Raw genomic sequence first — 22,784 nt, forward strand, 5'->3', positions numbered from 1 at the left:
AACAAAAAGCCAACATCCGTTGGACAGTGGCATTATCCCGAAGGATCAGCCAGCTCAAAACCCTGTGCTGCTGCCAACCGCCATGCTCCCTGGCTTCCGATAAGAAGGAACGGAGAGCGGCGAGACGAGGGCAGCAGCAGGACGGATTATGAGCCGACACCGGCGCGGGTGTTCTTCTGTGGTGCCGCGCTGCGGCCGAAGCGAAGCAGGTAAACGATGGCGACGATGATCATCATGACGGCCATCACCAGGAATATGCTGCTGTACAAATAGCTGCCCGGATACATGTTCAGCGGGTTCCAATGGGCTGAGGAGCCGGTGTCGAGAATGCTGCTGTACACGGACGTGGCGACGGCCGCACCAATGAAGTTCAGCATGCTGAGCAGCCCCATGCCCACGCCGGTTTCTTCTTTGGCCAGCGTGCGGGAGACGGTGTTCGACAGCGCGACCTGCATGAACGTCTGGCCGACGTTGCTGAAGATCAGCACGATAGCGATGATCCAGGCCTGGATGCCGGCAAAGGCGGAGAGGAGAAAGAAGCCGGCCGCCTGCAGGATGGCGGCGATACAGACGACGAAGAGGTTGCCCTTCAGGTCGGCGAACTTGCCTCCCGCGAAGCCGAGCAGCGCGGAAGCCGCGGCTCCCGGAATCATGATCAATCCGATGATACTGGCGTCCAGATGATTGGACTGGGACAGCAACTGCGGGATCAGGAACGGGATCGAGAAGGCGATGCAGGAAATGGCAAAGGCAATGCCGATGCCGAAAGTATAGTTCAAATTCCGGAACAGCCGGGGCTGTACGAACGGATTGGCTGCTTTGCGGATACGGATCATGAACAGAATGAGCAGCAGCGCCCCGCCGGCAGCCGGAATCCACCCCCCGCCGGTCAAGGCGAACAGGATCAGGCCGGTCGCGGCGGCGAGCAGTCCGCCGCCTAGCACGTCCATGCGCCCGCCGGTTTCCGTGGCATCGTCCAGGTATTTCCGGTAAAAGGGCAGGGTGAGCAGGACGAGGACCGAGAGGCAGAAGAGCCAGCGCCAGCCGGCATAGCCCATAATGAGCCCGGAGACCACGGGGGCGAGCGTGTTGCCGACGGCGAGTCCGATCGCGGACTTGCCGAGGGCGCGGCCCCGGTTCTCCGGCGGGAAATAGCGGACGGGGATGATCATGGCGGCCGCCGGGATGACCGACGACCCGGCCGCCTGGAATACCCGTCCGATGACGATCATCCAGTAGGCGCTGGCGGCGAGCCCAAAGACGGAGCCAAGCACAAACACGATCAGCCCGATGGTGATCAGTTTCTTCAGGGCGTATTTATCCGCCAGCTTGCCATAGGTCACCGAGCCGACCGCATAGACGAGCATGTAGGCGGAGGACACCCAGCTGACCTGGGCGGCGCTCAGGTGAAACTCCGCCCGGATGCCGGGCAGCGCGATGTTGAACATGGAGACGTTCATGACCGAAATCACCAGCGTGAACATGAGAATCTGGATCAGCTTGTTGCCTTGATGAACGGACTCGGCCGTAGATTTCATCGTTATTCCCTTCTTTCGGATAAGTGGTTTAGCTGAAAAGAACCATTCGGCGGCAGACCAGATGTCTGTCAGCACTTACTGACATATAGTGTAGAAAAGCGCAGCAATATGCGCCTTTCTCCAAGCTCAAAGCCCTTTTTGAACGGCAAAATTACACTTATTTCTATGGCATACGCCCGATTTGGAAGAGGTAGATGCAAAAATGCAGTTACATGTTCACTCTTGCGATAAAAGCTAAGGCGTTAACGCCCGGGTGAACAACCGGACGCTTTCCTCAATAAAGGCATCTATCTCGATATCCGTAAACGTTTGGACAACATGAGTCGTATTGAGGAATGCTCCGAGATTCATCCACATAAAGGAAACCGCCGTCAGTGACGGATCTCCCGTGACCAGCTTGCCTTGATCGGACATGTGCTTGAAGTAGTTCGTCAAAATTTCATGAAGCTGTCGGGGGTGGTTCTGGGTGTTATTCCTAAAGCCTGGCAAATGATCGCCAACCTGCATGCTGATCATAACCAGCTTCCGGTTACGGTTCATAATTTTATGATAGGTCCGGCTGATCATAAGCAGGTCTTCGTGCAAATTTCCCGTGAGATTTTCCTTGAAGATTTTTTGCATCTCGGCTGCGTACAAATAACGGTCATACGCCTTCTCCAGCAGGTTTTGTTTGCTGCCGAAATGACGGAAGAGCGTCTTCTCGCTCAGACCGGCTTCAGCGGCGATTTCACGTGTGGACACCCCGTCATAGCCTTTGGCGGAGATGAGATCGATTGCCGCCTGCATCAGCTTATCTTGGGTGCATAACTGGTTGTTCTCGTTCATGTGACTCTGCCCACTTTCCATGTTCTGACTGTCAGTACTTACTGTCATCATAGTCTTCGGGTTTGCACTTGTCAAGGGAAGGTCGTCTAGCCTCTGCATAAAAAGAAGCAGCCCGGCTTCATAAAGCCAGGCCGCTTTTCGACGGTGGAGTTGATGTGAGTCCAAGACCGTATTCTCAATTTAGTTTACATCTGCACTGCTCAATGTCAGTTACGCTGCACTGCTCAATGTCACCTACGTTGCATGGCCGAATGCTAGCCTACAATCGCGCTGCCGCTCGGACTGCCGATGCTGACCTGGACATGACTCAGCCCGCTGAGCGGATAACTGCGCCCGTAGACGCTGATGCTGACCGGCGTTTCGGTCTCATTGGTCACGGTCACATCCTGTTCGCCGACCGTAACTTGGAGACGCGCGCCCCGGAACATCACTTTAAAAGAGAAGGAGCTCCAGTGTCCCGGATTGAACGGATTCAGATGCAGCACTCCATCCTTGACGCGCAGCCCGCCGAACCCGTGCACGACGGACATCCAGGTGCCGGCCATGCTGGTGATGTGGCAGCCGTCCTCGGTGTCGTTGTTGTAATTGTCCAAATCGAGGCGCGATGTGCGCAGGTACATTTCTTACGCCTTCTCCCGGTAGCCCAGCTCACAGGCGATGATCGAGTGGACGCAAGGGGAGAGGGAGGACTCGTGCACGGTCAGCGGTTCGTAAAAGTCAAAGTTCCGCTTTTTCGTATCCAGGTCGTAGCGGTCCCCCAGGAAAAACAGCCCCTGCAGCACGTCGGCCTGCTTGATGTACGCCGAGCGGAGGATCCGGTCCCAAGACCAGTTCTGGTTCAGCGGCAGGTTCGCCGGGGCCAGGTCCTTGACAGGCGTCAGATCCTTGTCGAGGAAGCCGTCCTGCTGAAGGAAAATGCCGTGCTCCGCATCAACCGGATAATACATTTTCGCAAGGATATCGCCCCATTTGGCCGTTTCTTCGGGCTCCAGCACCAGCTTCGCCACCAGCTCCTCGTAGTGGGCCGGATCGCTATCCTGAAGGTCGGACAGCACCTGCAGCGTGTATTCCATCGTCCAGCAGGCGATCCGGTTGGTATACCAGTTGTTGTTAACATTGTTTTCATATTCGTTCGGCCCGGTCACGCCCAGAATCATGTACTGGTCCTTGGCTGGGACGTAGTTCACCCGTTCTTCCCAGAAGCGGGAAATTTCAACGAGCACCTCCACGCCGTATTGGGCGAGGTAGCTGTCATCGCCGGTGTAGTTCACGTAGTTGTAAATCGCGTAGGCGATCGCTCCGTTACGGTGGATTTCCTCAAAAGTAATCTCCCACTCGTTATGGCATTCTTCGCCGTTCATCGTCACCATTGGATAGAGTGCGCCTTTGGCAAAGCCGAGTTTACGAGCGTTCTCGCGCGCCTTCTCGAGATGCTTATAGCGGTAGATCAGCAGGTTGCGGGCGATTGTGGCATCCGCCGTGCTCAGATAGAAGGGCAGGCAGTAGGCTTCGGTATCCCAGTACGTGCTGCCGCCATATTTTTCCCCGGTAAAGCCTTTGGGCCCGATGTTCAACCGGTCATCCTCGCCGGTGTACGTCTGGTTCAGTTGAAAAATGTTAAAGCGGATCGCCTGCTGCGCCGCCACGTCTCCTTCGATCACGATATCGCTCTCGCGCCATTTGGCCGCCCAAGCCTGCACTTGCTCCTCATAGAGCTGCCCGAAACCGGCAGCGGCTGCTTCCTGAAGCGCCGATCGTCCGGCGTCCAACAACTGGGCGTAGCCGTAGTCGCGTGACGTCACGTTCGCTACGTATTTGTAGATGACGGTCTCCTCATCCTGCTTGGCTTCCACCTGTAGACGGTAGCCGGCGTACTTCTCCTGCTCGATCTGCTCTGGTTCCAGCGCCAGCTTGGCGCCGTTTTGATGGATCTCAAACGTCATGACCGAGGTGACGTGAAAATCGAGCTTTTTGGTCCGGACCGTTAATGCGGCGTTGTCCGCGGTCACTTCCTTGTGCACCTCGACCCAGAACTTCTCGTCGTAGTTCGAATCCTTGTTTTGTACATCGCCGTCCAAGTAAGTCGTGACGGTCAGTGTTCCGGTGAAGTTCAGCGGCGTCACGGCATAGCGGATCACTCCGATCTCTTGCCGGGCCAGGCTGACGAAACGGACCGCTTCAACGCGAATTTCCTTCCCGTCCGGCAGAGTGGCGGTAAAGCTGCGCGACAGCGTACCTTCCTTCATGTTCAGTACGCGTCTGAAAGCCTTGACCTGACAGGCCGCGAGATTGAGCTCCGTGCCGTCAACCGAGATGCCGATGCCGATCCAGTTGGTGCTGTTCAGCACCTTGGCAAAATACTCGGGGTAGCCGTTTTTCCACCAGCCCACCCGCGTTTTGTCGGGATAGTAGACGCCGGCCATGTAGCTCCCCTGCAGGGTCGGACCGCCGTAAGCCTCCTCAAAATTGGCACGCTGGCCCATATATCCGTTGCCGATGCTGAAGACGCTCTCGGATATTTCCTGCTGCTGGGGATCGTACTGCTCCTCGATAATATTCCATGGGTCCAATGTTAGATATTGCTTCATGGTTAACCGGCTCCTTCGAATAATAATGTTATTGGTTCATTGTTATAAGACGTAACGCCATTCTGCTGCGCTAGAGAGGGGAGTCCTGATTTAAGTGTCTGCAGGACTCCCTGCCGCACGAACGCCGCCTGGTTCGGGGAATCTAGCGGTGAGAAACGAGCTCAAACAGGCGGACTGTCGTCATGTCCTGCAGCGAAGGCACCACGGCATCTGCCGAGCCCAGCACTTCCGGCGAGCCGATCCCAATGCTGCGCATCCCGGCCCGCTTGGCGGCCTCGATGCCGGCTTCGGCATCTTCGAACACGACGCATTCCTGAGGGTTGGTGCCCAGCTCTTGAGCACCCAGCAGGAAAACCTCCGGATCGGGCTTGGCGCTGGCCGTTTTGGTTCCGTCGATGATCGCGTCGAAATACGGAACAAGGCCAGTATTGTTCAGGATGGTGATTGCATTTTTACTGGCAGACCCCAGGGCAATGAGGATTCCGTTCTCCCGAAGCTCCCGCAGGAAGGTGAGCGCCCCCGGAAGGATCTCCTGTTCATCCATATGCGAAATGTATTCGACATACCAGCGGTTTTTCTTGTCGGCCAGCGCAGATTTGGTCTCTTCATCCAGCTCAAGCCCGCCGACTTCAAGCAAAATGTCCAGCGAGGCCATTCGGCTGACACCCTTGAGGCGCTCATTATCCTCCGGCGTAAAGACAAAACCGAGCTCTTCGGACAGGCGTTTCCATGCGAGATAGTGGTATTTGGCTGTGTCGACCAGGACCCCGTCCAGATCGAACAGGCAAGCTTTAATAGGAGCTGCTGCTGTCATTAGTCATTCCTCCTTATGTAGTTGTGCAAACGTTTGAACAAACAGGTGAAAAGAAATGAAGCACCGGGATGCTTCATGTGGTTTTGATACGTTTATGATGGTTTAGACGGCGTAAAAATGGACGACTCCCGAATCACCAGCCGGTGGGGAATAATGTGGCGCTTCTGAAACTGCCGGTCCCCGTCGTGCTGAATGGACTGAATCAGCGCCTGGGATGCGGTATAGCCCAAGTTATAGATGCCGATATCCATGCTGCTGATGGGCGGCGTGGACAGCTCGGAGATGGAAATGTTGTTGAAGCTGACGATGCACAGGTCGTCCGGAACACGGTATCCGAGCTCGTGGAGTCCACGCAGGACGCCAAGCGAGACAAGATCGTCCATGACCACGAGGGCAGTAGGACGCTCCGGCAGATTCATAAAAAACGACATCGCCCGGTAGCCGCTCTCCTGGAGAAACTCACCTTCGACGATCCAATCCTTGCGCGTCTCCAAACCGGCCTCTTCCAATGCATTCCTGTAACCTTTCAGCCGGTCGCGTGAAACGATGTGATTCGGGGGCCCGCTGACAAAACCGATCCGCCGGTGGCCGAGGGATATGAGGTGTTTGGTCGCATCGTAAGCGGCCTGAACGTTGTCATTGTCCACGGACAGGATGTCCGGGTACTTCTCGCTGCGTCCGATTAGCACGAACGGATGGCCGTTCTGCCGCAGAAAATCGACCACCGGATCCTCTTTGCGCGAATAGAGCAGGATCGCCCCATCAACGCGCTTGCCGTTCAGCAGCCGGGAAACGGCCTCCACCTCCTCCTTCTCACTGCCTCCCGAACTGATCAGTACATCATATCCAGAGCGGTTGGCCTGGGTGACGATCCCGCGGATCAACTCCATGAAGAACAGATTCAGGAACAGTTCTTCGGCGGGCTTGGGCAAAATGACGCAAATACTGCTCGAAGTCTTGGAAACCAGACTCTTGGCCGTCATGTTGGGGTGGTATCCGAGCTCCTTCATGACATCCCGTACCTTTTGCGACGTTTCACGGCTGATTCTGGAGTTATTCGACAGCACTCGAGAGACGGTGGAGGGGGAAACGCCCGCTCGTTTGGCGACATCTTTAATCGTTACAGACATTTGTTACCTCCCTGTGGAACCGTTTGCACTATATGCAAATGAGAAACGGCCGTCTCATAGACGCTGGCTATTTTACAATTGCTATCTTAGCCGAAAGCCCAGAGCTTGTAAATATCCAACCTGAGGCGGCGAGAAGAGACCGGAGGGATCTGGCTTGAGGCATTTTTTGCAGGCAGAGAAGGCCGACATTGTTATATAAAACGGTGATATATATAGCATAGTCAAGAAAATGGAAGATAATACTGAATAAAATGCCGTTTATTGCGAAAAAACGAATATGAATGCAGCTTTTCATAGAATTTAAGCTGTCGTATTCTCCATAAAGACCGGTGTCGTCCGTAAGATGCCCAGCGGTCAGTCCTGTTCGCCAGCAATTGTATCCGCTTTCTTGCCGGGTGATTGAAGGGGCAGATTCGAAGCATTCCGATCAAAGGACACCAGATCAAACAAAGGAGGATGTCATGAAAACAAATAAATGGGGCAGGCCAGCCGGACACCGGCTGCGGAAGCTCGCAGCAGGCATAACGGCAGTGTTCATGGCGGTTGCCCTGCTGTCAGGATGCAGCAGCACGGGTGACCATGCTGCGGAAGACACCGGGGCTCAGGATCGGCCCGGTGCAAAAGCCGGCGGCCAGACGGCAGGACAGCAGGGGCAGGCGGGAACGGGAACCACAGCAGGGGAGCAGGGTGGCGGAACTGCCGCCACGGCCGTCGACGAGCAGCCGTCGACCGTGTTCTATGAGGTATTTGTCCGCTCGTTCCATGATTCGAACGGGGACGGCATCGGCGACTTGAAAGGGCTGACGCAGAAGCTTGATTACCTGAACGACGGTAATCCCGTTACGACGGATGACCTCGGTGTCGGCGGCATCTGGCTGATGCCGATCCAGCCGTCGCCCAGCTACCATGGGTACGATATTACCGACTACGAGGGCATTAATCCCGATTACGGGACGCTGGATGATCTGCAGGAGCTGATCGCCGGGGCGCACAAGCGCGGGATCAAGGTCATCATGGATCTGGTGTTGAACCATACCAGCACCCAGCACCCGTGGTTTGTCAGTGCTTCGAAGGACCCGCACAGCAAATACCGGGACTGGTACGTGTGGGCGGAAGACCAGAAGCTCAGTCCCACCGGGGTCAGCGCGGCCGGAGGCGGCAGTCCGTGGTATGCCTTGAACGGAAGCCATTACTTGGCTGCGTTCTGGGAAGGGATGCCGGATTTGAATTATGACAATCCCGAGGTGCGGGCGGAAGCCGTCCGGATCGGGCAGTACTGGCTGAAGCTCGGCATGGATGGATTCCGGGTGGACGGCGCCAAGCACATTTACGAGAACCTTCAGAGCGACCGGGGCGAGGCGGCCACAGCCAAAAACACGGCGTGGTGGCAGGAATTCCGAACCGGTATGAATCCGGTGAACAAGGATGCCTATATCGTGGGCGAGGTGTGGGAGAACTCGGCCGCCGCGATCGCGCCGTATTTGGACCGGGCCTTTGATTCAGGATTTAATTTCAGCCTGGCGGAGAGCATCCTGAGCGCGGTGAAGGACGAGAAGGACAACAACCTGGCCTTTACACTGCAGCGGACCCAGCAGTTCTACGGCAAACAATCGCAGGGGCAGTTCACCGACGCCATTTTTCTGTCGAATCACGACCAGGACCGTGTAATGAGCCGGCTGGACGGAAATCCGAACCATGCGCGGATGGCCGCGGCGCTGCTGCTGACGCTGCCGGGCAACCCGTTTATTTATTACGGCGAGGAAATCGGCATGCGCGGCGTGAAACCTGACGAGCGGATTCGGGAGCCGATGGTGTGGAGCGATCTGTCCCGTCAGCCCGGCCAGACGTCGTGGGAACAGCCGCTTCTAACCGGAGAAGCAGCGAAAGGAATCAGCGTCCGGTCGGAATCGGCTGACCCGAATTCGCTGCTGTCCGCCTATCGGAACCTGATCCGCTGGAGAGAGGACGTCCCCGCTTTGCGGGATGGCGACATCCAGAGTTATGACTCCGGCAACCTGGCGGTGGTGTCCTTTGTGCGCCGTAGTGCGCAACAAACTGTGCTAGTATTGCACAACTTGTCAGGCAAGGAGCAGCAAGTCCAGCTGGGAGCGGAGCAGGAAGGGGGAGTCGAAAAGGTACTTAAAAGCAGCAATAAATCCACGGTTTTAAAGCAAAATCTGCTTCGCATCCCTCCATATTCCAGTGTGATTTTAGAGTGAATTTGACGAAATTCAAAGATATAATGCAATATAGAAAGAATTATGAAGTAAAGTAGTAAATATATAGGTAAAATGGCGAAAAACACATTGTGCAAACGTTTTTACAAAAATTAATACGTTGTGTATGATAAACGCATGTTTAAAGCGCTTACTTGGTAACTTCCGCAAAATGAAATACCGATGATTCTTGAAGAAACGGCTCATCCACTCTGATATTGCGACGTGATAGCGTGCTCGATCCTTGTCCGGGAAGGGGTTCATAGCATGTTTCCAATCAAGTCGTGCCGGAAAGGTGCTTGCAAATGGGCGGTTTAGGCGTGTTTGTGAAATCGTTTGCGCAGTTATGTTATGCATGGAGCTCAAGGAGAATCGGTAAGGCAGCAGGTATGAACGGGAGTCGGCAAGGCAGCAGGTGTGAATGGGAGTCAAGTCAGCAGATGTTAGAGGGAGTCGGCAAGACAATAGTGTTACGAGTAAAAGATCTGAGAGGGGTTCGTTTGGGAATGAAGATGAAAAAGGTTATGGCACTGGTCGCAACGTTGACCATGGCATTCTCGATTACAGCGTGCGGCAGCTCCGGCAGCAAGGCGGAGGAGCAAACTCCGTCAACGACAACAACCGAAACGGCGGCTACAGACGGCCAGCCGGATAACACAGCGGCTTCGGGTGACAGCCTCCAGCCGGAAGAAGGCGCTTCCCTCGTCGTGTGGGAATCCAAGGAGGAGCGCTCTTTCACTGATGAAATCGCCAAGCAGTTTACCGAAAAGTACAACGTACCGGTCAAGATTGAAGAGGTAGCGGCAACGGATCAGGTAACGAAGCTGTCCCAGGACGGTCCGTCGGGGCTTGCGGCCGACATCGTGATGTTCCCTCACGATAACCTGGGCAGAGCCGCGGCAGCGGGACTGCTGCTCGCCAACGATGCGTTCAAGGACGAAACGGTGAAAAACAACACCGATGCCTCGATTCAAGGCGTAACCTATGACGGCGTGCTGTACGGGTATCCGAGAGCGGCTGAAACGTACGCCCTGTACTATAACAAGAGCCTTCTGAAGGAAGCGCCAAAGACGTTCGATGACGTCATCGCGTTCGGCAAAACCTTCACCGACAAAGCCAAGAAGAAATACGGCATCATGTGGGAAACGGGCAACATGTACTTCAACTATCCATTTATCGCAACGACCGGCGGATACATTTTCGGAAAAGACGGTACGGATAAAGACGATATTGGCATCAACAGCGAAGGCGCGGTCGAAGGCCTGAAAACCTATGTGCAGCTGAAGGAAATTCTTCCGGTGAAGAGCGGCGACATTTCGCCGGACATCAAGCGCAGCTTGTTTAATGCGGGTGACGTGGCGATGGACATGAACGGTCCGTGGGAGCTTGCCGGCTACAAGCAGGCGCTCGGCGATAACCTTGGCGTAGCTCCGATCCCTACGATCGGCGGCAAAGCGGCGATCTCGTTCTCCGGCATCAAAGCCTGGTACGTCAATTCCTTTACGCAGTATCCGAATGCAGCCCAACTGTTCGCGAACTTCGCCTCCAGCAAGGACGCTCAGCTGCTGCTGAACACGAAGGTTGGTTCCATCCCGACGAACAAAGAGGCATTGGAATCCGATCAAATCAAAAACGATCCGTACATTTCGGCCTTTGCGGAACAGACGAAAAACTCGCAGCCGATGCCTTCCATCCCGGAAATGGGCAACGTATGGAGTCCGGTGAACGCGGCACTGCCTGAAATTTGGGACAACAATGCGGATCCGAAGGCGGCGATGGATAAAGCAGCCCAGCAAATCAAAGATCTGAACAACGGCGCAACCAAGTAAGGCATCGACGCACCGCTGTCAGGTAAGGCAACAGTTATGAATGGAAGTATGACCCGCCGCCACCATCCGCGGCGGGTCATTCCCTGACATACCGGTACCGCTGAAAAGCACGCATGCTTCGGCTGCCGGTATCGCCAAGGAACAGGGCCGGGAAAGCGCGGCCTGTCTTCTTGGAAGCAGTACCCTCCGGGGTTGCTTCCGTTGACCCGGGGAGAGGAGAAGAGGATACGATGAACAGGCTCCGCGGCAAAGCCGCTTTACTGTCGATCATCAGCATGGGATTGGGACAAATCTATAACCGCCAATTCATTAAAGGCATCTTGTTCCTGCTGATCGAGGCTTTTGGCATTTACTACTTCATCAACAATTTGGGAAGAGCACTATGGGGAATGACGTCGCTCGGGGATACGCCGCGTCTGCTCGTTAAAGGCAAGTGGATCGATGGCGACCATTCCATTTTTATCATGATTCAAAGCTTGATCACGCTGCTGTTTCTGCTGATCTTTATCGTCGTTTATGTGATGAACGTCAGAGACGCGTACCATACGGCGATCAAACGGGAAAACGGGCAAGTCCCGAACAGTTTCGCCAAATCCGTCAAATACGTGATGGATTATAAATTTGCTCAAGCCTTTTTGACGCTGCCGGCACTCGGCATCTTGTTCTTTACGATTATGCCGATCCTGTTTATGATCATGCTGGCCTTTACGAACTATTCCGCACCGAACCATATCCCTCCGGCGAAGCTGGTGGATTGGGTCGGATTCCAGACCTTTAAGGATCTGGTGTCGCTGAAAACCTGGAGCCATACGTTTTTCGGCGTATTAACTTGGACCATTATCTGGGCGGTCCTCTCCACGGCGACCACGTATTTGGGCGGCCTGCTCGTTGCGCTTTTGATCAACCAGCAGGGCATCAAATTCAAGGGCATGTGGCGGACGATCCTGGTTATCCCTTATGCCATTCCGCAGCTGATTTCGCTGCTCGTCATGAGAAATATGTTTAACGGCCAATTCGGGCCGATTAACCAGTACCTCGGCTACTTCGGGCTCGGGGGGCTTCCTTGGCTGACCGATCCGTTCTGGGCCAAGGTGACGGTTATTCTCGTCAACATGTGGGTGGGCATTCCGGTCTCGATGATCCTGATCATGGGCGTGCTTACGACCATTCCGAAGGACATGTACGAAGCGGCTGAGGTCGACGGGGCAAGCGCGTATCAGAAGTTCCGCATCGTTACGCTGCCGATGATCCTCTTCTCGACGGCGCCGACACTGATCATGCAGTTTGCCGGAAACATCAACAACTTCAACATGATCTTCCTGCTGACAAACGGAAATCCGGTCGTCGGGGACTATCAGTACGCGGGAGCGACGGACCTTCTCGTGACCTGGCTGTACAAACTGACGCTGGATCAGAACAAATACAATATGGCGTCGGCCGTCGGCATCATTATCTTCCTGATCATCGCCATATTCTCCATTTACAATTACCGGCGGACCAAATCATTTAAAGAGGAGGATATGATCCAATGAGCGGACGTCAAGGCAGAAAGGCAGTTCGGCTAACGGTCAGCTACATCATTCTCATCATCATGGCCATCGGCTCGATCTATCCGGCCCTCTGGGTCATTCTCGGCTCCTTCCGCCCGGGAAAATCGCTTTACAGCAAAACGCTTCTTCCGGAAGCGTTCACGCTGGACCATTACCGGGAGCTGTTTACGTCCAGCAGCATTTTGTTCGGACAGTGGTACATGAATACGCTGAAAATCGCCGTGTGCTCGATGATCATCGGCGTCTTCCTGACCCTGCTCACGAGCTATGCGGTGTCGCGTTTCCGCTTCAAGTGGCGCAAGACGGCTTTGTCGACCGTGCTCATCCTCGGCATGTTCCCGGGATTCATGAGCATGATCGCGATCTACCTGCTGCTGAAGGAGTGGCATTTGCTGGATACGCATCTCGCGCTAATTATCGTGTATGCGGCGGGAGCCCCGCTAGGCGGCACCTTTATCGCCAAGGGCTTTCTCGACACGATCCCGCGGACGCTGGATGAAGCGGCGAAGATCGACGGGGCGAGCAACTGGACGATTTTCAGCCGGATTATTCTGCCGCTGTCCCGGCCGATGCTGACCTATATGGCGCTGACGCAGTTCGTCGGCCCATGGGTAGATTATATCTTTGCACGGCTCGTCCTGCGGACGAAAGAAAATTGGACGCTGGCTGTCGGATTATTCGACATGGTCAGCACGAATCAGAATACGAACTTCACCACGTTCGCCGCGGGGGCGGTTCTAATCGCGGTGCCGATCACGATCCTGTTTATTTTCCTGCAGCGCCTGCTGGTGGACGGTTTAACATCGGGAGCGAGCAAAGGGTAAGCTACCATCGGCAATTCGCTCTCGGGTGTGGAGGTCCATCCCATCGACGGGCGCGCTGCCTTAACGGGTTGATTTTTGTGAATATCGAAAAAAATGAAGGCGCAGCTCTCGCATCATGCATGCAGGCTGTGCCTTTGTATTTGGGTGGCTGGATGCAACGGCAGAGTTTGCCGGGTCTCGTTCGCTTTATCATGAAGACAAGCTTTCCTTGGATAAAAAATACGGGACGGGAAGGGATTCGCATTCATATGAAGTATATGTTATAGAGGTAAGAAGGAAATAGATTGAAGGGAGTCTACCTAATATGAATCAATCATGTTTCGAAGACCGGATATACTGTATGGGATGCGGCAAGCTTGTGCAGGAGCACCAGGCCAGACAGGTGCTGAAGACCGGATACTATATGCACACTCTCCGGCTGGCGGCGGGATGCGATGAGTGCGGAGCGCGTTACGTGGATTTGCTGCCGGATGAGACGGCCACAAGAACGGCGAGCTACCACCCTTTTTGAAAGCGTATTCAAGCAAAAGGGGCTCGTGTCGATTTAACCGGGAGTACCGTAAAAAAATCGTCAAAACATAAAATTCCATCTTTCGTTTTTATCGACAACGTCGTATGTTAATAGTAAAGAAAAATTCCAATTTATAAAATATATTCGGGAAGCGAAATGCACCGGGGAGCCCCCGGCGTATGGATGCTGGCCGCCGCCTGTGTACCGTCAGGAGAACGGAAGAGAAGTCAAACATAAGAATAGTACGGTAGTAGGAGGAAGTAAGGTGGAAGCTCTTGGCTTCATGTTTTTTTCAACGCTCGAGACATTTGCGATTTATTCGCTGACGATGTCGCTTTTTCGGTTCAAAACTTCGGATTACTTGTGGCAGGCTCTGTGTATCACGCTGCTGGCGAATGTGCAGAGCTACGTCCTGAGGGACGAGCTGTCACTGTCGTTTGCGGCGCCGTTAATCACGATTCTGATCTACATCCTGCTGTACACGACCGTGATGAAGATTCCATTGGCCTGGTCCGCCATCTGTACAATTCTGGGCTATGCGCTGTATGCGCTTATCCAGACCGTCTATGTGCTATGGCTGTTCGGATCGGTTCAAGAGGTCAACGCCACGGACGCCAACTCCTACAGCTTGCAGGTTGTCTCGGCGTTAACGGGACTCGGGCTGTCGTGGCTCATGTACAAGTTTGGCATCGGGTTCGCCTTTGACTTTGAAAGGCTGCGTTTCAAAAAAGAGCACATCGTGCTGGTGCTGCTGATTATGGTCACGCTCGTCTCGGTGGAATTTATTTTCTATTACAACAAGGTGTGGATCAACGTTTTATTTTTCGCCTGCACGTTCGGACTCTTTTTGTATTACACCATCCGAAAGGAAGAGGAGGATATCCATGCTGATTGAAACGGCTGCCTTCCGGATCGCCGAAGGGATCAAGCGGCAGGTTCCGGATCATAAATCCTCAGTGAACATCCTTAAACATGCGATTGCCGTCATTCTGAACGTGGTTTTGATCATTGCCCTGACCCTGCTGATCGCGTTCTTTACAGGGCATATGGGCCGCGCGGCGACAGCGCTGATCGGATTTGCGCTGCTGCGCCAATTCACGGGCGGTATTCATCTGAAAACCGGGGAATGGTGCGTGCTCGTCACCACCGCCTTGTTCACTCTAGTGTCGTTCATCGATCTGTCCGTCTTCTATGTTCAGGTATTGAACGTTCTCAGCATGGTGCTCGTGGCCGTATTCGCCCCGAGCAAAATCGAAAAGCAATCCAGAATACCACGCAGGCATTACCCCAAGCTGCGGGTGATCGGAGTCCTCATTGTGCTGGCCAACGTCCTGATCCAATCGCAGACGCTTGCCGTCGTCTTTTTTGTCCAAGCCCTCAGCCTGATTCACCGAAAGGAGGTGAAACGCCATGTCACTGATCAGCAAAGTTAAGCACAGCACATTCACAGCTATTGCCTCGGCATTAACGCTGGTAGCTGTGTATCTCGTAAGTGTTGCCAGTCCCGTGTATGTTTACAGCGGTGAGACGCCGGAGGAACTGCTGAAGTGAAATGGAGGAGCTGATTCAGATGCAATATCTTACGGTTTCACGAGATATTGAAGGGGAATCAGGCATCGTCAATCTTCGAGTGCACGATATCTTGTTTATGGAATTCAGCATTCCGGCGGATCGGGTTGTCGTTCATACGATGGAGGAGCAGTTTTATATGAACGGCACGCTCAAATACTGGTCCGGCATGCTGAGCGCAAGCGGGTATACGTTCCGCAACGTGGACCGGAATCTCGTTAACGTGGACAGGATTATGCTGATCGACAGCGTGTACAAGAAGGCGTATTTTGAGCCGGAAATCCATAAAGGCTCCAAATGCTGCACCATGGCGTTTAAAAGGTACAACAAGATTAAAGAGGAGCTATTAGCCTATAACCCGGGAATATTGATCGTCTGAAAAGGGGCTGCGATGAGCAGCTCCTTTTTTTGTTTCTTTAAGGGTTCCCAATAAGCGCGGATCTGCGGCGAGGAAGAAATTTCGCTTGACCCCAAAGGCTTCATATACTATAGTAAACCAATCGGAATTAAATTAACTGACTCGTCAGTCAAGTGATGAAAGGGGTCCTGATTCTGCCATCGCAAACCAATGAAGAACCGCAGCGCGAGCAGGAGCTGAGGCAGGCCGCCCTCGAGCTGTTTGCACGCAAAGGTTACCATAATACAAAGATATCGGAAGTGGTGAAGGCGGCCGGCGTCTCGCAGGGGACGTTCTACTGGTATTTTGAAGGGAAGGAACAGATGGCCATCCGCTTGGTGGAGAACGGCCGGGACAAGCTGGTCGAGGTCATTGAGCAGGGATACCGCAAGCACGCGGGATCTGTAGACGACATGGTGAGTTCCTCAGCCAACCTGCTGACCAATCTGTTCTCGTTTGCCAATGAGAACCGGAATCTGATGGCCTTTCTGCTGATCAAGGGGCAGGGTGCTGATCCAAAGGTTCGTTCGGCGGTATCCGAAGTGTGGATCGCGTTTGAAGAAGCCTTTAAGAAAAATGTGCTCCGTGCCATTGAGCTGGGCATGCTGCCGCAGTCTACAGACGTATCGCTGCGCGTGAACATTCTCGTTTCGCTCATCACGGGCGTTTTGACCAAATGGTTGTTCGGTCCGCTGCATGATGTGGATTACGAGCCGGTATACACCGCCTCGCAGATTGCTGAAGAAACGGCCCGGTTCGAGTTCCGCGGGCTGCTGGGTTAATATGACAACCTATATAGATTGAACTAAAGAAATGAATAATATAGGCCTCTTTTGGGCCAGTTATTACAGGGACTTCAATAAAAACTTTAGTTCAGTCTATCTATCTAAAGGGGGATATAGAAATGAAGTTTAGAGTCAAATCACTATTTATGTCGCTGTCGCTGATCGCTGTTATCGCTCTGGTGCTGGCCGGCTGCGGCAAAGATTCGGCGTCATCGGGCAGCAATGCTTCCGGAGGAAGCGGCAATCAGGCGTCTTCGTCGTCAGGCAATCTGCTTGAGCAGGTCAAGAAGAACGGAAAAATCAAGGTGGGATTGATGGGCACGTATGCCCCGTATAACTTCTTGAACGACAAAAAGGAAGTAGACGGATACGACGCCGACATCGCCAAAGCGATCGCCAAGAAGCTCGGGGTTGAGGCTGAGTTCATTACCGGTGAATTTTCGGGTCTGATCGAAGGTCTGCAGCAGGGAAAATACGACGTGCTGATCAGCCAGGTAACGATCACGGATGACCGGAAGAAAACGATGGACTTCTCGGAGCCTTACATCAAGAACTCTGTGAATGTGGTCGTGAAGAGCGACAACGATACGATCAAATCGATCGACGATTTCAAAGGCAAGAAGATCGGTGTCGGACTTGGCACCAATGACGAGAAATACCTGCGCGACGAAGCGATGCCTAAAGTCGGCAAGTTTGAAATCGCAACATACAACGACGTCATTTCGTCTCTGATGGATTTGAACACGGGCCGGATTGACGCAACGATCAACAACATGTTTGCCCTGAAGCCACTTATCGACCAAAACCACCTGAAGATCAAAGCGGTCGGCGATTCCATCAAGGACGATTATGCCGGTGTCGCCATGCGCAAGAACAATCCGGAGCTGCTGGATGCGATCAACAAAGCGCTGGACGAAATGAAGACCGACGGAACGCTGAAGGAAATCCACCAAAAATGGTTTGGTGTCGATCCGAGCTTTTAAGTTATGAGTCTTACAGCTGTGGGAGGCCGTTTTAAATGAAATTGGTAATGGATAATTTGGGTTTTCTGTTTACGGGAGCCTACTACACCCTGCTCATCACGATTGTCTCCATGTTTTTTGGGTTGTTTATCGGTTTGTTCACAGCCATCGCCCGGTTAAAAGGAAACCGGCTGGTCGCCGGCATCGCCAGGGTATATGTGTCCATCATCCGCGGAACCCCGATTATCGTGCAAATCTTCATCATTTACTACGGCTTGCCCGATTACGGGATTGCTCTGCAGCCGATGACGGCGGCCTATATTTCGCTTAGCATTAATATCGGCGCTTATTTGTCCGAGACCTTCCGCGGAGCGATTTTGTCCGTGGATAAAGGGCAGACCGAGGCGGCGCTGTCTCTGGGACTGACGCCATGGCAGACGATGCGCAAGGTCGTTCTGCCCCAGGCGGCCCGGACGGCGATTCCGCCGATGGGTAACACGTTCATCGGTATTCTGAAGGAAACGTCGCTGGTGTCAATCGTTACGGTCACGGAGCTGCTGCGTTCGGCACAGCTGCTGATCGCGCAGTATTACGTGGCGATGCCGTTCTACCTTGCGATCGCCATCATGTACTGGGTGATGAGCACAGGCTTTTCGGCGATCTTGAACGTCATTGAGCGAAAGCTGTCCAAGGCTTATTAAGGGGGGTGAAGGCATGATTGAAGTCAGCCATTTAAGCAAGAGCTTCGGATCGTTATCGGTTCTGAAGGATGTGAGCCTGGACATCCGGCAGGGAGAAATCGTAGTGCTTCTGGGTCCCAGCGGCTCGGGCAAGAGTACCTTGCTCCGGTGCCTGAACGGCCTGGAGCAGGCTGATGCCGGCTCGGTCCGCATCGACAGCGTCCGCATCGAAGCCATGATGCGCGCCAAAGAGCGAAAAAAGGCGGTCCACGAGCTGCGCAGCCTGACGGGCATGGTGTTTCAGTCGTTCAACCTGTTCCCTCATCTCACCGTCCTGGACAATGTGATCATGGCCCCGATGACAGTGAAAAATATGCCGAAGGAACAGGCGGTTGAAATTGCTGAAAGGCTGCTTGGCAAGGTAGGCCTGGCGGAGAAGAGGGACGAGTATCCTTCGCGGCTGTCCGGCGGGCAGCAGCAGCGGGTGGCGATCGCCCGCGCTTTGGCGATGGAGCCGAAGATCATGCTGTTTGACGAGCCGACATCGGCGCTGGATCCGGAGCTGACCGGCGAGGTGCTGCAGGTGATGCGGCAGCTGGCTGAAGAAGGAATGACGATGGTCGTCGTTACGCACGAGATGAAATTCGCGCAGGAAGTGGCGAATCGGATCGTGTTTATGAGTGAAGGCATCATTCAGGAAGAAGGGGCGCCGGAGCATTTCTTTGCCGGACCGAAGACGGAACGGGCGCGCAAGTTCCTCCGCCAGATGGCGCAGGAGCCGGTCTAAGGCTGGAATACGAACGATGATACACGGACTTAAGAACGGAAATACGGAGACAGGACAGCCTGATCCGAAGGAGTTGAAGCGCAGCATGAATGATCATCAGCAGCATCTGGACATGATTTCGGAGCGGGTACGGCGGATCATGGACAGTGAAAATATCGACGCGCTGGTCGCGACCAGCAGCGAAAATTTTTATTATCTCTCAGGGCATCAGAGCGCCTTTATGTATACCCTCCGCATGAGTGAGGTTGGGCTGGCGGTTCATTTCCGCGATCCAAGGCGGAAGGCAGTCGTCATCATGAACGATTTCGAAGCCGCCGGATTTGCCGGGGATCCCGAACGGTATGAAGTTCGCACCTATCCTACTTGGGTGGACGTGGATGATCCGCTTCATTTGAAAGGCGGCAGCTATCAAGGGAAGCGGCCGGTGTCTCCGCAGGCGGAGGAAATGTTCGGCGTCCTTCAGCAGGTGCTGGAGGAGTACGGCATCTCCCGGGGGCGAATGGCGGTCGAGCTGGACTTGATGCGGCATTCTTCTGTGCTGGCGCTGCGCAAGGCGTGCCCGGACATATCCGAGCTGACCGAGGCGGGGCCGATCTTCACGCGGCTGCGGGCGATCAAGACGCCGTGGGAAATTCAGCAGCTGCGCAGGGCATGCGCCTATGCGGAAGCGGGTGTCGAGTACGCCGTCCGCGAAATCGAGCCGGGCGTCTCCGCCGCAGGGATCGTGGACGCGTTCCGGAGATCGCTGATGCGGAATCCGGACGGGTCGACGCCGCGGTTCCATATGATTTCGGTCGGGGACCACTTTGCCCCTGTACAAGTGTTTGATACCCGGCCAAGCCGGCCGGGGGACGTGATCAAGTTCGACGTGGGCGTCGAGGTGGCCGGCTACGGCTCGGACATCGCCCGCACCTTCGTACTGGGCGAGCCTGCGGATGCCACGAAGCGGATCTATGAAGCCCTCCGGCGCGGGCATGACCGCCTGCTGCAGACGATCGAGCCCGGGATGCCGATGAAGGCGGCATTCCAAGAGGGGATGAGCGTCATCCGTGCGGCGGGGCTGAGCCAGTACAACCGGGGCCATCTGGGGCATAGTGCAGGGCTGAGCCTGGCTGCGGAGGAAGGGCCGTTCATCAGCCCGTCCGAGACGGCGGTTTTTGAGCCGAACATGGTCGTCTGCATCGAGACACCTTACTACGGCTACGGAATTGGAGCCATCATGATTGAGGATATGCTTCTGATCACGGAGAACGGCGTGGAGCGGATGAACCGCTTGAGTACGGATCTGGTATCTTTGTAATAATGAACTAGAGTAGTAAAGTTATGTATTCCAAGGAAAATGATATAAAATCTATCACCTTATTGGAAAACATTCATCCCGATGAAAGTACATTTACAAACCGCGTGACTTGTTTTTAAATAAGGTAAGCCCATTTTCCTAGCAAAATCGGTTACTCATCATTAAGGTTTCCTTCCGCCTGGAGATCTCCAGGTCTCTTAGGGAGCCTTGGAAGATCGGGGGGATTGAAATGCAAATCTTGTCTGATGAACAGCTGCTGGAATGCGTTACGCTGGCCAAGCAGCTGGGGCTGGACCCGGAATTCCTGGCCCTGCTGATGTCGGAGATGCAGCGCCGGGGAATCATGCTGCAGGATGAAGACGGTGCTCTGCTTCAGGGGAATTATCAGGTATCCGGCAGCAGTGAGCTGGAAGCAGCCGAACTGTACTTTGCATAATTGGTTGTGCACCTGACTAAAGAGAATAAGGGACCAGCGATGCTGGACCATTCCATATTCGAATAATAAGATTTTCGCTGCACGCGGTCTGGTTTTCAGTGAATGTATGCAAATGGATCGTTTGAGACAAGGAGCTGCGCCCTTTGGGGCTGCAGCTCCTTTTTTATGGCATTCCAGCCTGGAATTCGGCCCGGCAGGCCGGACATGATACAATACCAAAGGAGTGAGAAAACACCTTTACCTTTTCCAAAGGAGATTTTTCGTCATGTTTAAAATTTTCATTGTCGAAGATGACAAGAAGCTGGTCAGCCTGCTGGAGGAGCATTTGCATAAATTCGAATATGACACGCGTTCCGTGACGGATTTCGCTGCAGTTCTGGGCGACTTTCGGAGCTACGAGCCTCACCTGGTGCTGCTCGACATCAATTTGCCGAAATACGACGGATACTATTGGTGCCGGCAAATTCGCGGCCTGTCGACATGCCCGATTATTTTCATATCGGCCCGGGAGGGCAAGATGGACCAGGTGATGGCGCTGGAAAACGGGGCGGACGATTATTTAACCAAACCGTTCGATTACGAGATCGCCGTGGCCAAAATCAGCAGCCAGCTCCGCCGGGCTTACGGTTCCTATGCCGCGTCCCAGCAGACGCGGTCCGTCACCGTCTCAGGGCTTACGCTGGACGTGGACCGGCTCTATGTGGCTTTGAACGGGCACAAGGTGGAGCTCAGCCATACCGAAGCCAAAATATTGGAGGAGCTGCTGACCCGCCCGGAGCAGGTCGTCAGCCGTGACCGGCTGCTGGACCGGATCTGGGACGACCAGTCGTTCGTGGATGACAACACCCTGAACGTCTATGTCACCCGCGTCCGCAAAAAACTGTCGGGGCTCGGCGTCCAGGATGCCGTCCAGACCGTCAGGGGTCAGGGTTACCGGCTGCTTCCAAACTGGGAGGGGCAATCATGAAGCTGTATCTGAGAGACCAGGCCCCGCTTATCGCCCTCTATATTCTGCAATTATTTCTTATTACTCTGGTGTACCGGCTGGACGGATACCGGAACGCCGAGGTCAGCCTATATGCGGCCCTGCTCAGCAGCTGCCTGCTCGCCGGGTATCTGCTGATCCGATACTGGCGCAACCGGACGTTCTATGCGCGGCTGTCCGCGCCGTCCCCGACGACGGAAGAGCTGCTGAACAACAAGCAGCAGACCCCCTTGTCCCTGAGCCTGCACCGTCTGATCAAGGGGCAGTACCGCCGCTATCAAACCGAGCTGCAGCAGTATAAGCACAAGCTCAATTCCCATATTCAATTCATTAACCAGTGGGTGCATCAGATGAAGACGCCCGTGTCGGTCATCCATCTGATCATTCAGCATCAGGACAAGCCGGAGTTCACCGCGATCGGCGATGAGCTCGACCGGATCCGGAAGGGGCTGGACATGGTGCTGTACACCGCCCGGCTCGACACATTCGAAAGGGATTTTTATGTGGAGGAGCTGGATCTGGAGCGGGTGGTGCGCTCGGTGACGTCCTCCCAGCGCCGGCTGTTTATACGGAGCCGCATCTTTCCTGTCATCGAGTTCGAACGGCCGCTTCGGATTGCTTCCGACGAGAAGTGGCTGTCCTTTGTCATGACCCAGCTGGTCACGAACGCGGTCCGGTATTCCGCAGGGGAGGAGCACCGGCAAATCCGGTTCCGCGGATATCAGAGCGGCAGCGAGGCGGTGCTGGACATTCAGGACGAGGGGATCGGCATTCCACAGGGCGATCTGCCGCGCGTGTTCGACCCGTATTTTACCGGCGAGAACGGCCGGTTGTACCAGGAATCGACCGGGATGGGACTCTATCTGGTCCAGCAGATTTGCAGCCGCATGGGACACAGCGTCGAGATCGAATCGGAGGAAGGACGGGGAACGACCGTCCGGATCAAGTTCAAGCTTACAAATGTGTAAGCTAGTGTAATGTTGCGCGATGGCAGGCCGAAGGAGGCACTGCCTATAATAAGCCTATGACAGGAAATCAAAGCGGAGGAGCCTGGAGCA

Annotated in this window: 21 protein-coding genes and 1 pseudogene; 17 read left to right on the plus strand and 5 right to left on the minus strand. The window is 54.4% G+C overall.

What is annotated here, in order from left to right:
* Positions 1–146: 146 nt before the first annotated feature.
* The 5 genes and pseudogenes from FHS19_RS23685 to FHS19_RS23705 all read right to left on the minus strand — a co-directional run bounded on the left by FHS19_RS23685 (position 147) and on the right by FHS19_RS23705 (position 6,895).
* Entirely contained in the window at positions 147–1,538 is a 1,392-nt protein-coding gene (locus FHS19_RS23685) for an MFS transporter (RefSeq protein WP_183584261.1), read from the minus strand.
* A 234-nt stretch (positions 1,539–1,772) separates the two neighbouring features.
* Positions 1,773–2,363 (minus strand): TetR/AcrR family transcriptional regulator, encoded by a 591-nt coding sequence (locus FHS19_RS23690; RefSeq protein WP_183584262.1) that lies wholly within the window; start codon positions 2,361–2,363, stop codon positions 1,773–1,775.
* A gap of 254 nt (positions 2,364–2,617) precedes the next feature.
* Positions 2,618–4,951 (minus strand): annotated as a pseudogene (locus tag FHS19_RS23695) (glycoside hydrolase family 65 protein).
* 142 nt (positions 4,952–5,093) lie between these two features.
* The gene (pgmB, locus tag FHS19_RS23700; RefSeq protein ID WP_183584263.1) at positions 5,094–5,765 is read right to left on the minus strand and encodes a beta-phosphoglucomutase; all 672 of its coding nucleotides are present in this window, start codon (positions 5,763–5,765) and stop codon (positions 5,094–5,096) included.
* A gap of 92 nt (positions 5,766–5,857) precedes the next feature.
* Positions 5,858–6,895 carry a LacI family DNA-binding transcriptional regulator gene (locus FHS19_RS23705; protein WP_183584264.1) on the minus strand — a complete coding sequence of 346 codons (1,038 nt, stop codon included), beginning with the start codon at positions 6,893–6,895 and terminating at the stop codon, positions 5,858–5,860.
* A 461-nt stretch (positions 6,896–7,356) separates the two neighbouring features.
* On the opposite strand from FHS19_RS23705, the gene FHS19_RS23710 reads away from it, so the two are divergent.
* The 17 genes from FHS19_RS23710 (at position 7,357) to FHS19_RS23790 (ending at position 22,694) form a co-directional block, all read left to right on the plus strand.
* Positions 7,357–9,114 carry an alpha-amylase family glycosyl hydrolase gene (locus FHS19_RS23710; protein ID WP_246426782.1) on the plus strand — a complete coding sequence of 586 codons (1,758 nt, stop codon included), beginning with the start codon at positions 7,357–7,359 and terminating at the stop codon, positions 9,112–9,114.
* Positions 9,115–9,623: 509 nt separating this feature from the next.
* On the plus strand, positions 9,624–10,940 hold the full coding sequence (locus tag FHS19_RS23715; RefSeq protein ID WP_376771965.1) for a sugar ABC transporter substrate-binding protein: 1,317 nt from the start codon (positions 9,624–9,626) through the stop codon (positions 10,938–10,940).
* 230 nt (positions 10,941–11,170) lie between these two features.
* Positions 11,171–12,472, plus strand: coding sequence for a carbohydrate ABC transporter permease (locus FHS19_RS23720; RefSeq protein ID WP_183584266.1), 1,302 nt, complete (start codon positions 11,171–11,173; stop codon positions 12,470–12,472).
* A complete protein-coding gene (locus tag FHS19_RS23725) occupies positions 12,469–13,314 on the plus strand; it encodes a sugar ABC transporter permease (protein ID WP_076172723.1) in 846 nt (281 codons plus the stop codon). Before FHS19_RS23720 ends, FHS19_RS23725 begins: the two co-directional genes overlap by 4 nt.
* A 304-nt stretch (positions 13,315–13,618) precedes the next feature.
* A complete protein-coding gene (locus FHS19_RS23730) occupies positions 13,619–13,825 on the plus strand; it encodes a hypothetical protein (protein WP_183584267.1) in 207 nt (68 codons plus the stop codon).
* A 265-nt stretch (positions 13,826–14,090) separates the two neighbouring features.
* A complete protein-coding gene (locus FHS19_RS23735) occupies positions 14,091–14,720 on the plus strand; it encodes a hypothetical protein (protein WP_183584268.1) in 630 nt (209 codons plus the stop codon).
* Positions 14,710–15,258: an accessory gene regulator ArgB-like protein gene (locus tag FHS19_RS23740; RefSeq protein ID WP_246426783.1), complete on the plus strand. Its 549-nt coding sequence runs from the start codon at positions 14,710–14,712 to the stop codon at positions 15,256–15,258. Before FHS19_RS23735 ends, FHS19_RS23740 begins: the two co-directional genes overlap by 11 nt.
* Positions 15,236–15,376 (plus strand): AgrD family cyclic lactone autoinducer peptide, encoded by a 141-nt coding sequence (locus FHS19_RS23745; RefSeq protein WP_076172725.1) that lies wholly within the window; start codon positions 15,236–15,238, stop codon positions 15,374–15,376. Before FHS19_RS23740 ends, FHS19_RS23745 begins: the two co-directional genes overlap by 23 nt.
* 19 nt (positions 15,377–15,395) lie before the next feature.
* Positions 15,396–15,773 (plus strand): LytTR family DNA-binding domain-containing protein, encoded by a 378-nt coding sequence (locus tag FHS19_RS23750; RefSeq protein WP_163880297.1) that lies wholly within the window; start codon positions 15,396–15,398, stop codon positions 15,771–15,773.
* 155 nt (positions 15,774–15,928) lie between these two features.
* On the plus strand, positions 15,929–16,573 hold the full coding sequence (locus tag FHS19_RS23755; protein ID WP_183584581.1) for a TetR/AcrR family transcriptional regulator: 645 nt from the start codon (positions 15,929–15,931) through the stop codon (positions 16,571–16,573).
* Positions 16,574–16,695: 122 nt separating this feature from the next.
* Positions 16,696–17,559 (plus strand): transporter substrate-binding domain-containing protein, encoded by an 864-nt coding sequence (locus FHS19_RS23760; protein WP_145138675.1) that lies wholly within the window; start codon positions 16,696–16,698, stop codon positions 17,557–17,559.
* A gap of 35 nt (positions 17,560–17,594) precedes the next feature.
* The gene (locus FHS19_RS23765; RefSeq protein ID WP_183584269.1) at positions 17,595–18,239 is read left to right on the plus strand and encodes an amino acid ABC transporter permease; all 645 of its coding nucleotides are present in this window, start codon (positions 17,595–17,597) and stop codon (positions 18,237–18,239) included.
* 13 nt (positions 18,240–18,252) lie between these two features.
* Positions 18,253–19,005: an amino acid ABC transporter ATP-binding protein gene (locus FHS19_RS23770; RefSeq protein ID WP_183584270.1), complete on the plus strand. Its 753-nt coding sequence runs from the start codon at positions 18,253–18,255 to the stop codon at positions 19,003–19,005.
* Between the two features lie 85 nt (positions 19,006–19,090).
* Positions 19,091–20,305 (plus strand): M24 family metallopeptidase, encoded by a 1,215-nt coding sequence (locus FHS19_RS23775; RefSeq protein ID WP_183584271.1) that lies wholly within the window; start codon positions 19,091–19,093, stop codon positions 20,303–20,305.
* 229 nt (positions 20,306–20,534) lie between these two features.
* Positions 20,535–20,741 (plus strand): sporulation histidine kinase inhibitor Sda, encoded by a 207-nt coding sequence (sda, locus tag FHS19_RS23780; RefSeq protein ID WP_183584272.1) that lies wholly within the window; start codon positions 20,535–20,537, stop codon positions 20,739–20,741.
* Between the two features lie 265 nt (positions 20,742–21,006).
* On the plus strand, positions 21,007–21,708 hold the full coding sequence (locus FHS19_RS23785; protein WP_183584273.1) for a response regulator transcription factor: 702 nt from the start codon (positions 21,007–21,009) through the stop codon (positions 21,706–21,708).
* Positions 21,705–22,694, plus strand: a complete 990-nt coding sequence (locus tag FHS19_RS23790) for a sensor histidine kinase (protein WP_183584274.1) — start codon at positions 21,705–21,707, stop codon at positions 22,692–22,694. The genes FHS19_RS23785 and FHS19_RS23790 overlap by 4 nt, the downstream gene beginning before the upstream one ends.
* Positions 22,695–22,784: the final 90 nt, after the last annotated feature.

It is taken from the genome of Paenibacillus rhizosphaerae, assembly GCF_014192015.1.
Taxonomy (GTDB): Bacteria; Bacillota; Bacilli; order Paenibacillales; family Paenibacillaceae; genus Paenibacillus_AQ; species Paenibacillus_AQ rhizosphaerae.